At 45.4% G+C, this 13,359-nt stretch carries 9 protein-coding genes and 1 other RNA gene; 6 read left to right on the top strand and 4 right to left on the bottom strand.

Annotated features, from left to right (window positions below):
* The first annotated feature begins 27 nt into the window (after positions 1-27).
* Positions 28-1,173: a methionine adenosyltransferase gene (metK, locus tag AWH61_RS01265; RefSeq protein WP_049586187.1), complete on the top strand. Its 1,146-nt coding sequence runs from the start codon at positions 28-30 to the stop codon at positions 1,171-1,173.
* Positions 1,174-1,413: 240 nt separating this feature from the next.
* Positions 1,414-1,884: a hypothetical protein gene (locus AWH61_RS01260; protein ID WP_014948381.1), complete on the top strand. Its 471-nt coding sequence runs from the start codon at positions 1,414-1,416 to the stop codon at positions 1,882-1,884.
* Positions 1,885-1,956: 72 nt separating this feature from the next.
* Here AWH61_RS01260 and AWH61_RS01255 read toward each other — a convergent pair whose 3' ends face one another.
* Entirely contained in the window at positions 1,957-2,454 is a 498-nt protein-coding gene (locus AWH61_RS01255) for a 3'-5' exonuclease (RefSeq protein WP_014948380.1), read from the bottom strand.
* Positions 2,455-2,790: 336 nt separating this feature from the next.
* On the opposite strand from AWH61_RS01255, the gene AWH61_RS01250 reads away from it, so the two are divergent.
* From AWH61_RS01250 to AWH61_RS01240, 3 genes are read left to right on the top strand one after another with little or no spacing between them, the layout of a single operon-like run.
* Positions 2,791-3,969: an ABC transporter substrate-binding protein gene (locus AWH61_RS01250; protein WP_075176023.1), complete on the top strand. Its 1,179-nt coding sequence runs from the start codon at positions 2,791-2,793 to the stop codon at positions 3,967-3,969.
* Entirely contained in the window at positions 3,966-6,845 is a 2,880-nt protein-coding gene (locus AWH61_RS01245) for an ATP-binding protein (RefSeq protein ID WP_170870488.1), read from the top strand. The genes AWH61_RS01250 and AWH61_RS01245 overlap by 4 nt, the downstream gene beginning before the upstream one ends.
* Positions 6,846-6,868: 23 nt before the next feature.
* Positions 6,869-7,633: a substrate-binding periplasmic protein gene (locus AWH61_RS01240; protein WP_075176022.1), complete on the top strand. Its 765-nt coding sequence runs from the start codon at positions 6,869-6,871 to the stop codon at positions 7,631-7,633.
* A 19-nt stretch (positions 7,634-7,652) separates the two neighbouring features.
* On the opposite strand, the gene AWH61_RS01235 is transcribed toward AWH61_RS01240, so the two are convergent.
* On the bottom strand, positions 7,653-8,597 hold the full coding sequence (locus tag AWH61_RS01235) for a DMT family transporter (protein ID WP_075176021.1): 945 nt from the start codon (positions 8,595-8,597) through the stop codon (positions 7,653-7,655).
* Between the two features lie 400 nt (positions 8,598-8,997).
* On the opposite strand from AWH61_RS01235, the gene AWH61_RS01230 reads away from it, so the two are divergent.
* On the top strand, positions 8,998-11,394 hold the full coding sequence (locus tag AWH61_RS01230) for a TonB-dependent receptor (RefSeq protein WP_170826494.1): 2,397 nt from the start codon (positions 8,998-9,000) through the stop codon (positions 11,392-11,394).
* 68 nt (positions 11,395-11,462) lie between these two features.
* Here AWH61_RS01230 and rnpB read toward each other — a convergent pair.
* An RNA gene (gene rnpB, locus AWH61_RS01225) (RNase P RNA component class A) lies at positions 11,463-11,813 on the bottom strand.
* Positions 11,814-11,850: 37 nt separating this feature from the next.
* A complete protein-coding gene (locus AWH61_RS01220) occupies positions 11,851-13,314 on the bottom strand; it encodes a potassium/proton antiporter (RefSeq protein ID WP_039230861.1) in 1,464 nt (487 codons plus the stop codon).
* Positions 13,315-13,359 lie beyond the last annotated feature (45 nt).

The raw sequence follows: 13,359 nt of genomic DNA, 5'->3' as shown, positions 1-13,359 counted from the left end.
TGATAATTTAACGCTTACGGAGCATTTATGGCCACGCATTTATTCACATCCGAGTCAGTGTCTGAAGGACATCCGGACAAAATTGCTGATCAGATCTCAGATGCGGTTCTTGACGCTATTTTAGAACAAGATCCTCGCGCTCGGGTGGCCTGCGAAACGTATGTAAAAACCGGTATGGTTTTAGTGGGTGGTGAAGTAACTACCTCTGCATGGGTAGATATTGAAGAGCTTACCCGAAAAACAGTTAAAGAAATTGGCTACACGCACTCAGATATGGGCTTCGACGCTGATTCATGTGCGGTATTAAATGCTATTGGCAAACAGTCACCTGACATCAATCAAGGTGTTGATCGCGCAAGCCTTGAAGAACAAGGTGCTGGTGACCAAGGTCTAATGTTTGGCTACGCTAGCGACGAAACTGACGTACTAATGCCTGCGCCAATCACGTACTCTCACCGCCTTGTTCAAAAACAAGCTGAAGTGCGTAAATCTGGTAAGCTAGACTGGTTACGCCCAGATGCTAAAAGCCAAATTACTTTCAAATATGAAAACGACAAGCCTGTTGGCATCGACGCGGTTGTGCTTTCAACCCAGCACTGTGATTCAGTAAGCACTGAAACAGTTCGCGAAGCGGTAATGGAAGAAATTATTAAGCCAGTACTGCCTAGTGAATGGATTGATGCAAATACACGCTTTCACATTAACCCAACGGGACGATTCGTTATCGGTGGTCCAATGGGCGACTGTGGCTTAACAGGTCGTAAAATCATTGTTGATACTTACGGTGGTATGGCCCGTCACGGTGGTGGCGCGTTCTCTGGTAAAGATCCATCAAAAGTAGACCGCAGTGCAGCATACGCGGGTCGTTACGTTGCTAAGAACATTGTTGCAGCAGGACTTGCTAAGCGCTGTGAAATCCAAGTGTCTTATGCAATCGGTGTGGCAGAGCCAACGTCTATCAGCATCGATACCTTCGGTACAGGTGTGGTAGATGAGAAAACATTAGTGGCACTGGTCCGTGAACATTTCGACCTACGCCCTTATGGACTTATTCAAATGCTAGACCTCGAGCGCCCTATTTATCGCCCAACGGCTGCGTACGGTCACTTTGGTCGTGATGAATTCCCATGGGAAGCAACAGATAAAGCAGAAGCGTTAAAAGCATCGATTTAATTCGATAACCAAATAACGCTTTTAAATGCGCCGCTCAGTTTATATAACGCTTTGCAAAAAAGTGTTTGTATAAACTAGCGGCGTTTTTTATTTGGCTAGCAAAATCAACGAAACAAATAAAAAACAGCAAAGAATATTTTCATCATCTATTTTTTGCAGCTATGCTTAAATAACGAACACACTATCGCTTGTAGTTTCTGGTTGTTTACAAGCCATGATAACAACAACTTGGGCTCTTCCATGAATGTGGTTACTGGAATTCTTCTGGCACTTACTTTGGCTGCGTCTATGGCGGCTTCCCCCGTGCTCGCGGAAATAAATGCTCCCCACTACAGTCCTATCCAATTCAAAAGCAAAAAAATAGCGCGGTGGCAGCTAAATAGTATGTACCGCATTCAATCTACAACCGAAACTTATCTATACGACAACAGTTATACCTACCCAGCGGGGTCACAAGGTATGTTTAGCGCCAGCAGGCGGTTTAACACTTGGGTTCCGCAAAAGGTCTATGCAACGTACAAAACCAACAATACCGCCTTTCAGCATTACGCAGAGTGGCTTTATTTACCACATGATGTAGGTACTTTTACTCGGTTGGGCTGGCTGCTTGGTAAAAGCGAGGGTTTAAACATGGCGGTAGAGCTTGAACATAGGCAAGTTGGGGAAGAAGAGAATATGGCTCTCTCATTGGGCGTCAATTACTTGTTTTAGGTCACCGCTACATTGCACTCACAGTGCGCTTTTAGTATTACACCCCATCATAAAGACGAAACGTAGTTGCCGTTATGCCAATGATAAGGTTTTTGCGTAAGTCTGTTGAATTACCATCGCGTCGGAACTCGCTCTATGACGCTTAACATCAAGTTGGCTCGCAAGGCGGCTTTTCACCTCATGCCATTGATTCATTTGTGCTTCAGACAAAATATATTCCAATGCTCTACACGTGAAAGACATTTCTACCTGCGCTGCGGCGTAGAGCTTAATTAGCCACGGGTTATCAACGACCCAACCGTCACTGTAAACAACCGTATTGCCAAGGAAGTTATTTAACTCAACACAGACTTTTCGAGGCTCTTCTCCTCGAGTTTGCAGCATCTGCTGCGTTATGCCGTGCAGTGACTCCGCTTTTCGATCCCAGTGAACCCACGAGTCAAAGGGCCGAAGTAGCTTACACCACTTTGCACCATCATAGCGCACGATACCTATTTCAATAGGGTAACTCGCTGCGCCAAATCCACTTGCTTCAATGTCTATTATTGTTGGCAGGGTATTCTTTCGCACTCACGCTCCAAACCGCTGTTTATCCTTGCTTGCAACATACGCAAACCATTTTTATCAGGCGGTTTTACTGCTACCTCGTCACCAGAGGAACAACTAAACAACGTCGAGCACTGTTTAGCAAATGTACAACCACTCTTCTCGAAATATAAGCTAATAGTAGAATCGTGCCACAATTAATGCGCACTCGTTTAGTACACCACCCCGTCGCCAGCGCTCAAAAATCTCGTAAAAGCTCTCAAAAAAGCATCAAACTTATACTAAAGGATAAGACGTTTACGCTAAAAGACTGAGCACATTGCTATACACTTTTAAGGTTAACATTTAGGTAGCCTATTCATGCGTGCACTTTCTATCTTTCTCTCGCTGGCTTGCGTCTTTTCAATTTTTACTGCAAGTAAAGCATTAAGTTCAACGGAGCCTCTGGTGATTGGTATTGACGCCGATCTTTCAGCGGTAGCTGTTGAAGGTGGCTTCGCTATTACAAGAGGGGTCGAGCTTGCCGTCGACGAAATAAATGCCGCTGGTGGGATTCTAGGTCGTCAAATAAAAGTTATTGCGAAAGACCATCGCGGCAACCCAGCTCGAGGTGTATATAACATTGAGCAATTTTCCCAAACTCCCAATTTACTTGCGGTAGTAGGCGGCGTTCATACACCTGTAGTTCTCGCTGAAGTCGACCCAATACACGAAAAAAACATTTTGATGTTGGTTCCTTGGGCAGCGGGGACGCCTATTATCGACAACGGGCACTCACCGAATAACATATTTCGCGTGTCGGTACGCGACGCTGAAGCAGCGTCAGTCCTAATTAATCACGTCAAATATATGGGGCTATCAAATATCGCGTTGGTACTGGAAAGAACAGGATGGGGACGCTCAAACCTTGAATCATTAACACAAGCTGCAAGTAATAATGATATTGATATAACAGCAACCCATTGGATAAATTGGCAGCAGAAAGACTTTTCTGAGGATATCGCGGCAATAAAAAGCGCGAAAGCGGAAGCGATTATTCTTGTCACTAACGTTCCTGAAGGTGTTGTGGTACTCGATGAGATGGCAAAACAAGGCATCGCCTCTCTCCCTGTTGTGTCGCATTGGGGAGTCGCGTCGGGTCAGTTCGCCTCTTTACTTGCAAAGCCCATCGCTAACTACAATGTGTCAGTACTTCAAACCTTCCACTTCAACCACCAGAAAAATACCAAGGCAAAAAGCTTGTTAGAAGCCTATTATAGTAAGTATGGCTTGGTGGATGCGACTGCGATTGGTGGTGTGACAGGTTTGGCTCATGCTTATGATTTAACTCATTTAATCGCGGCAGCTGCCGCGAAAGCTGGTAGTATAGAAGTAGACGCATTACGCGGTGCGCTAGAGTCTCTTCAAAATGTGCAAGGTGCAGTGAAGCACTACACAGCTCCATTTTCAGAGGACAGACACGATGCACTCTGGGCAAAGGATTATTTTATGACTACGTTTAACGAAAAAGGTCACTTGGTAACAACGGGCGTGCAATGATGCAGCAGCCCCCAAGGTTACGCTCTCTTCTGCTTTCAAGCATGTTACCGCGACTGGTTTTACTCGTCGCGGTTTTGTCTATCATTCTGTTTGCTCTCTCTTTCCACTTCATTGTTAAACAAACCGACCAGCTTCAACAACAATCTGTTGATGGTTTAGAACAAGATATCAATTACATTGTTAGCGACACCACTAGACAGCTAGCAGACTTGGCAGCTAACGATATCATCATCAATTCTTTGGTTGATTTCGAGCAAAGGGATAATTACCTTCCCATGTTTTTCCGCTCGTTAAATTTAACTCAGGCGAAAAGTGTCGAGTTTGCGCTATTTGATTTTGCCGGGAACCGGGTGATTGATAAAAACTGGAATGCTGTTATCCCCGAGTCGCTCAGTAGTGCATGGCGCCAGCAAACCCTTGGTTCATCGAATGCATACTCCTCGGTATCAAAGTACGGCGTATTAATAAGCGTTCCAGTTTTACTTAGAGGCGTAGCGGAAGGCGCACTTGTCATGTATGTGGATAGCTTGCAGTCTTTGCTCGCGCCCTATCCCAGACTGACTAACCAGCTTGTTACCGACTCTAGTGGGCATGTCCTGTTTAGCAGTGAGCCATCACTCATTGCTCCCAACTCAAGCTTTTCCGATTTTGATGACAGCGGCTACGCTATAAAAAAGGCTGATTGGCAAAATTTAACCTTATACAGCGTGAAACCCACCATCACCGCATACAGAGAAGCCGCATGGACTGGGATTGTATTGCTGGCAATGATTGTAGGCTTCGTATTTATCATTTTGCATATGGTGAGTATGACGGGAACGCTTGCCGAGCGAACACTTTCGACTTTGTACAATGACATTAAGAATCGACTAAACAGTGATGATAAGACCTCACTACGCCTTGATAGTGAAGTTGAGGCCCAAGAACTTGCGGATATTCGCGAAGCGTTTGACAAACTGATTTGGGATCTGACAGAGGTTTCGCTGTCTAACGAACAGTTTTCCAACGTGTTGGAGTCAATGGGCGATATGCTTGTTGTGGTTGATCAAGACAAGCAAATTTTGCTTTCTAACAAGCGCTTCGACGACTTTTGTCATGACCAGTACGGTGAAAAGAACGGTATTTTGAAGTTCATTATGCAAAAGCTCGCTTCTTCACAGAGCAATGAACTTACACACTTTTCGGTATCAACCGGCCAAGAGCGGTTTGTTCATTGGACTAAAACATCACTGGCCGATGCTAATGGTAATATTCGTGGTGATATCTATGTTGGTAGCGACGAAACTGAACAACGCTCTCTTGAAAGTCACGTTAAAGTGCTCACTCACGCTATGGATGAAGCAACCGTGTCGATCATCATTTCGGACATTAAGCGCGTCGGCCAACCAATAATATACGTAAACAGTGCCTTTGAAGAGCTTACAGGCTACAGTCGTGAAGAAATAATCGGTCATAACTGCAGGTCGATGCAGGGCGATGAAACCAGCAAGCAGACAGTTGACCAAATCCGCAAGGCTATTGCAGTGCGCGAGCCTATTGAAACAACGCTGCTCAACTATAAAAAAGACGGCAGCGCCTTTTACAACCGTTTGAATTTAACGCCGGTAAAAATAAATGGTGAAGTCACTCACTATATCGGGTTTCAACAGGACGTTACTCAACAACGACAAACCGAACAGTATCTTCAGGATGCGCGAGAAAAAGCGGAAGAGTCTGCCCGTCTTAAATCGAGTTTCCTCGCTAGTATGAGCCATGAAATACGCACGCCAATACACGGTATTTCTGGTGTTTTGCAGTTAATGGCTAGCTCTGAACTCACTGAGGAGCAAAAGCACTACCTGTCTCTTGCTAAGTTTAGTATCCAAGGCCTTTTACATATCGTAAATGATATTTTGGACTTCTCTAAAATTGAGGCAGGCCAACTGCAAATTGAAGAAAACCCATTCGACATTTTAGAGTCGCTTGAAAACCTTCAAAGTCAGTACGCGATTATGTGCCAAGAAAAAGGGTTAGCGCTACATTTTCACTTTGATTTACAAGGCTTTCACGTTGTACAAGGCGATGATGTTCGCTTTAGACAAATACTCTCGAACTTGTTAGGTAATGCCGTGAAGTTCACCGACAGTGGATGTATTGAAGTCACCACCAGCATTCAGCAAAATGCAGATAACAGCCTTAAGCTTTTATGTAGCGTAAAAGACACCGGCATTGGCATCGCACAAGACAAGCAAAGTACAATCTTTGATGTCTTTACCCAAGAAGACCTTTCTACAACTCGCAAATTCGGCGGAACAGGCCTTGGTCTTTCTATTAGCAAACAATTATGCGAACTCATGGGCGGCGATATAAAACTTGAGAGCGTTAAAGGTCACGGAAGCACGTTCTCTTTCACTATTATGCTTGAACAAGCCGACGAAGCCCTGCTTAAGCCAGTTCACCACTCCTCAGGAGTGAAACGGGAAAAAGGGAAAAAACGCAAAGTATTAATTGTCGAAGACAACGACATTAATCAGGTTATAGTTAAACAGCACCTAAATAACCACACTACATTGAGTGCCAAATCAGGCCTAGAGGCACTTGAAGCGTTGAACAAAATGAAAGTGACCTTTGATGTTGTCTTGATGGACTGTCAAATGCCAGAAATGGACGGCTTTGAAGCAACTAAACGCATAAGAAATGGTGAGGCCGGAGAACGCTATTTGAATGTGCCGATCATCGCACTAACCGCCAATGCCATGAAAGGTGACAAAGAGCGCTGCGTTAACGCCGGAATGGACGATTACCTAAGTAAACCTTTTGATGCTATTGACCTCATCGACAAAGTTGAGCATTGGGCAAGCATTGAAAGAAATAGTGAAGAAAGCGCCGTTCATTAACCTATTGTAGTGGAACATCTTGAGTGAACGCCTTAGCGAGATTAGCCCCTCACATCAAAAAAGTTATTTCGTTTATCTTATTGATTAACGTTTCGCTTTTAGGCGGTGGCGCGACTGCCGATGAAGTACTGCGATATAATCTTGGAACGTCAGGCAGCTCTATCCCGTACGAAAATGCTGTCGACGAAGATAGGGCCGGTATTCTAGTTGAAATCCTTCCCCTTATTATGAATAGAGCAGATATTAAGACAGAAAAAGTCATGCTCTCTACCAAACGTGCCATGCTTGCATTTAAAACAGGCGCTCTTGATTTCGACTTTTTCAGTCCAAGCTGGCTGTCTAAAGATGAGCCCGCGGGCGACTTCACTTTCTCAGATCCCATTATAGACATCACAGAATACTTTATTACTCTGCCTGAAAACCATAGCCGATACCAAACCGTCGCCTCTATCTACGGTGAAACCGTAGGGATGATCTCCGGCTATGTGTATTTTGATTCTGATAAGTTCGTCAGAATGGACTTTCAAGCCGAGAGTAACCTTATCTTAGCCCTTGGCATGAAACGGATAGATGTCATCATAATGGAGGAAGCAGCGGCGCGTTACTGGTCTTCAATGCACAACGTAAAAATAGCGCTGGGCCCCATCCATACGGCAGGCCAAATGGCGTTGCGTGTTCACAATCGACATAAAGATAAGCTCCCCGCCATTAACCGCGCCATTGCTGAATTAAAACAAACGGGTCAAATTGATAGAATACTTAACAAGTATTCTGACTTTTCATTATAAGCCACACGCGGTTTCAACATTACGCCGTTGCTTTTTTGCCATAGCGCTTTAAAGCAAATGGAAATTTTATCGATTGGATTAAAAGGCAAAGACACACCAGCGTCATGCCAACCCACCCCACCGGCTTGAATACTTCACCAATCAGAAAAATAGCGAAAAGTGTCGCAACCAGTGGCTCAATTAACGTAATAAGCGTAGCTTTACTCGCTTCGGTGGTGCGAAGACCATAGCCAAATAGCAAATAACCAAGAAACATTGGCACCACAGCCATATAGAGTGAAACGCTAATGTGGATAGTGTTAGCAAACAAGTTTTGACCGGTAAACCAGAGGGAAGGCAACAGAGCAACGGCAGCGCAACCGAAAAGTCCGGCCATGGCAGATTTTGAATTTGCGCCAGCGTCAATGTGTTGCTTCGCAGCCCATGAGTATCCAGCGTAAGTTAAACCGGCAATTAAACCCAAAATAACGCCGAACACCTGATCATCTTTAGATGCTGACAACGCCATTGCGTCGTGTGCCTTACCCATGGCTAACATGCCAATCCCAAACGCACCAAACACAAAGCTAATAAACCATTTTAAAGACACGGGCTTTTTACTTAAAAAATACTCTAAAAGCGCAGCGAATAGTGGTGCACTGGCGATAGAAACCACGGTGCCTATAGCAACGCCTGACAAACGCATTGAGCTGTAAAAGGCCAGCGGATAAATTGCAACACATGCACTGCCAAACAGAAAGGTCAGTGGTGTAGAAAAAAGAATAGGTGCATCCTTTACCAGTGATTTTCGGGCACTAACACAAAGCAATACACCACCTATACCCATTGCAAAGGCACCGATTGCCAGAGGACTGATTTCTGGAGCGAACTGAGCGGCAGTGCCTGTTGTCCCCCACAGAAAGCTTGCGATAACAATTGCTAATATCCCTTTTACTACATCGCTTGTATTCACTGCTTTCTCCACTCTATTACTCACCTTCTTAGCGTTAACTGTTGAACAATGCTTTCATGTTGTACTTTCTAATTAACCCATCAGCTTTTATTGTGACGCTGATATAAACCGCTTGCTGCCGCTTGCTTTTATCGCCCAGTCATTTTTGCTCTTAGGGTCAACACCTCTCTCATAAAGATGATACTTAGATTATTGCTTTTGTAATTAGCCAGATAGACGCTTCTTTTGACCTTTTAGACGCACATTCCCCACACATTTACAATTAACACTAAATTAACAAGAAAAACGTACCGCATTAGATACAACAAAAAATGAAATATTTGTTTCGCAAGTTATGGAAATAACCCAACTTTTTTGCCACATTACGCCCTTGCCTGATAACAAAATAGAAACAACCAACCTGGATGGACTTATGTTTAAAATAGAAAAATCGTCGTTTAGACGAAGCACACTTAGCGTTGCGGTAATGGGGCTGCTTAGCTCCGGTGCAATGGCGCAGGACACACAACAAAAGGATGACGATGACTTTGAGCAGATCATAGTAACTGCAACAAAGCGTGCAGAATCCATTGAAGACATTCCTTTTTCAATCAACGCACAAACGCAGCGAGACTTTGAACGCAGCGGTGCAGGAAACTTAGAAGACGTCGCTAGAAACGTGGCGAGCGTATCAATTCAGAACTTAGGACCAGGCCAAAGCCAAGTATCTATGCGTGGCGTTTCAGCGGGTCAAATTGTACGAGACCAACCAGGCGTTAAGGAGCAGGTCGGCGTATACCTCGATGAAAGCGTGATCTCGCTGTCTTTATTTACTCCAGATCTCGACCTTTTCGACCTTAACCGCATTGAAACCCTGCGCGGTCCGCAAGGTACGCTTTTTGGATCTGGCTCTATCGGCGGAACCCTTCGCTACATCACCAATCAGCCCGAGTTAGATACCTTTGAAGGTAAGTTTGAAGCTAATCTTAATAGTGTGACAGACGGTGGCGTGGGCGGTCACGTTAAGGGCATGGTAAACGTACCTATTTCCGACACCATTGCCATGCGCGCGGTGGTATACCGCACTGATTACGCAGGCTTTATAGATGCGTTAGGTGAAAACGGCGCGTTTAGCGAAGACGTTAACGACGGCGATAGAACTGGCGGACGCGTAGCGTTCATCATCGCCCCAAACGATAAGCTCACCATTACACCACGACTTATCTTCCAAGAATTGGAAATGAACGGGTTTAACAGGCAGGAAGTGTATAACGTGTTTGCTAACCCTTACACAACGACCCGCCCAGCTATTCAATTGGGTGAACGAGAACAGTACCTGCTGCTTGAAGAAGGCTTCTCTGACGATACCTTGATTGCTGACGTAACTGCTGAATATCAAGCTGACGTTGCTGACTTTACCTTTGTTTATAGCTATACCGACCGCGATATTCTTGTAAGTCGTGATGCCAGCGCGCTTTCAGGCTCAGTAAGTATCGACTTAGGTTTTCCTGATGAAGCCGTACTATTACCGTCGAACTTATTAGACAGAACGGAAGTAGAGCAAGATACCTTTGAGCTTCGCGCCGCATCCAATGGCGATGGCGCGCTAGACTGGCTAGTTGGCGCTTTCTACTCTTCTACAGAGCGTGTTTACGACCAATCACTCCCTACCCCTGGGTACGACGCATTTACCGACGCCACCTTAGGTGAAGGCACGTCAGCAGCGGTTGCCAATGGTTTTGAAGCTGATTCTCCCTACAACGCCTATTTACCGTACGACTTGAAGCAGCTTGCAGTATTTGGTGAAGTGAACTATCAAGTGAACGATGACTTTAAAATGACCGTGGGCTCTCGTTTTTACGATTATGAAGAAGAGCGTCAGTTTATCTCTGGGGGCTTATTTGCCAACGGCGACAACCAGACCGATTCTACAGAATCAGATGGCTTTACTTCTCGCGTTATCGGCCAGTATAGCGTAAACGAAAACGTGAACTTAAATGCTCAGGTGTCTCAAGGATTTAGACTTGGCGGTGTAAATGACCCGCTAAATAGAAGCCTGTGTACCGACCAAGATGAAGCCATCTTTGGTTCGTTCCAAGACTATGACGATGAAAAGCTCACCAACTATGAGATCGGTATGAAATCATCAGGTCGTGGATGGTCAGCTAACATCTCGGCTTTCTATAACGATATTGAAGATCTTCAGGTTACATTGGATGCTGGTTCTTGCTCGTCACGTGTATCATTTAACGTGCCTGACGCCCATACCCAAGGTATTGAATTTGAGCTTACGCGTCAGTTTACTGACCAGCTCTTTTTCTCATTAACGGGTAGCATCATTGAAGCCGAGTTCGATTCAACCGTTGTTGATGGTGATGGTGCGGTACTAGGTGGCGTAGAAGACGGTAACCGCCTAGCTTCAGTACCTGAAGAGAGCTTTGCCATCGCATTTACCTACGATTTAGCGCAGCCTTTATTCTCTTCAAACAGCACCTATTTCCAAGGCTCTTACCAGTACGTGGGAGACCGTATAACCCAGCCTAGTGACCAAGTTGCAGGCGCAGGTATATTCACTTCAGGCCTTGCCTTTGGCGGTGCCACTGGCGCAGAAACAACGGAATTAGACTTGTTGTTAGACGACTACGGCACGCTTAATATGAGCTTCGGTCTTACCTACGATGACTATGAAATATTACTGTATGCAAACAACCTGTTCGACGAAAACGCCCAGCTATCCTTTGATAGAGAACGTGGTGGACGAGCTCGACTTGGATTTACGGTGAACCAGCCACGCACCATTGGTGCGACGTTCCGCTATTTCTTTCAGTAAAGAGTGATAAATGTCTCTGCCTGAGGAAATATCCCTTCAGGTAGAGGCTTCACTTTCTTTTGGGAAAAGAGTGGAGTTGGCCGTAAGCCGGGTTCTGTCGTGGGCAACCATTCCTCTAGATCAGCAATCGCTCACTGATTCAAGCAACCTACCCGATCCCCATGCGGGCCACACGTTGAGGGATCCTATTTGGTCTTGCTCCGGGTGGAGTTTACCTTGCCACACTCTGTTACCAGAGGCGCGGTGCGCTCTTACCGCACCCTTTCACCCTTACCGGCATGTAAACATGCTTAGGCGGTCTTCTCTCTGCTGCACTTGTCGTCGGCTCACGCCGCCCAGACGTTATCTGGCACCCTGCCCTTTGGAGCCCGGACTTTCCTCCCCTTTCTTACGAAAGCGGCGATTGCCTGGCCAACTCCGCGGCGCATTCTACATGAAGTACCCTACAATAGCACCCTATTCCTGCTCGCTGTAAAAGCAGTGCTCAACGGCGCTTTTATCAAGCAGTTTGGTGATAATGAAAATTTGATCGCCCATTTCTATTTTGGTACTTCCTTTGGGTATAAGGGTTTCTTCTCCGCGGGCAATCATCGCCACTACCGTATTATCGGGAAGGGCTAATTCACTAATGGTTTTATGTAGTGCCGGCGATAACTTAGATACCTCTATTTCTATAAGCTCGCGCTTGCTCTTAGCGACTTTTACAATCTCCAGCGTGCTCGATTCCTTTACTTCATCGTCCAACACTAAACCTAACTTACGCGCCGCATAAGGTAAGGTGGAACCTTGCAACAAGGCAGAAATAAGCACGATAAAGAACACCACATTAAAAATGAGCTCGGCGTATGGCATGCCGAATATTAGCGGAAATATAGCGAGTATAATTGGCACTGAACCACGTAAGCCTACCCATGAGATTAGCATTGATGCTTTGAACGAAAATTTCGAAAGCAACAAAATAGGCATAACCACCAGCGGACGTGCAATAAAAATAAGCACAAACGCAATTAAAAGGCCTTCTTTCCAATTAACAAACAGCTCGGTGGGCGTTACCAACAAACCTAAGATAACGAACATGGCAATTTGCCCAAGCCACGCCAGCCCATCCAGAAACACGAACGTATTACGCTGATAAGCAAAGCGGCTGTTACCCACGATAACACCCGTAATAAAGGTAGCGAGAAAGCCGCTGCCATTTAAGTTCGCAGCAAGGCCAAAAGACAATACACCAAACAACATCACAAATACCGGGTACAAACCGATGGCCATTAAGGTGACGCGTCTGAAAAGCCATACTGCAATACCGCCGATAGCAAGGCCCACTATCGCTCCCACTCCCATTTGACTGGCAAACAGCGAAAGTAAGTCAACTGGCTTAGTGGTACTGTCTTGAATAAGCGTTATAAGGCCAATTGTGAGAAATATGGCCATTGGATCATTCGACGCACTTTCTAGTTCTAGTGTGGATTTTATTTTTGAAGGAATGCGTATACCAGCGTTGCGCAAAACAGAAAACACTGCTGCGGCATCTGTCGACCCGACAATAGCACCAAGCAATAAGCCCTTATAAAGCGGTAAATCGAGAATAACCATAGCAGCGATACCGGTGACCACTGCCGTACCAATTACGCCAAAAGTGGCGAGTAACGCGGCGGGTTTCCACGCCTGCGCTATGGACTTTTTTGACGTTTGTAGACCGCCATCAAATAGGATGAGAATAAGAGCAAATGTACCAATGGCATGCGCAGCATCAGCATTATCAAAGAAGATTCGGCCGATACCATCTTCTCCAGCCAACATACCTACACCAAGGAATAAAACTAAAACAGGTACGCCAAAGCGCGGGGACAATTTACTGGCCAGTACGCCCAAAATGGCAAGCACTGCACTGAGTAAAATAATGTGATCAACTGCAAACATTATACGTTCCTTATTGCCCTTGATGCTCTCACGCAAATTATTCAG

It is taken from the genome of Alteromonas sp. W12 (assembly GCF_001924945.1).
Taxonomy (GTDB): Bacteria; Pseudomonadota; Gammaproteobacteria; order Enterobacterales; family Alteromonadaceae; genus Alteromonas; species Alteromonas macleodii.
This window is presented reverse-complemented; position numbering and strand designations above follow the sequence as displayed.

Excerpts from the sequence above, each read along its gene's own strand:
- AWH61_RS01245 (WP_170870488.1), top strand. The coding sequence starts at position 3,966 with ATGATGCAGCAGCCCCCAAGGTTACGCTCTCTTCTGCTTTCAAGCATG.
- AWH61_RS01230 (WP_170826494.1), top strand. The coding sequence starts at position 8,998 with ATGTTTAAAATAGAAAAATCGTCGTTTAGACGAAGCACACTTAGCGTT.
- AWH61_RS01220 (WP_039230861.1), bottom strand. The coding sequence starts at position 13,314 with ATGTTTGCAGTTGATCACATTATTTTACTCAGTGCAGTGCTTGCCATT.
- metK (WP_049586187.1), top strand. The coding sequence starts at position 28 with ATGGCCACGCATTTATTCACATCCGAGTCAGTGTCTGAAGGACATCCG.
- AWH61_RS01250 (WP_075176023.1), top strand. The coding sequence starts at position 2,791 with ATGCGTGCACTTTCTATCTTTCTCTCGCTGGCTTGCGTCTTTTCAATT.
- AWH61_RS01260 (WP_014948381.1), top strand. The coding sequence starts at position 1,414 with ATGAATGTGGTTACTGGAATTCTTCTGGCACTTACTTTGGCTGCGTCT.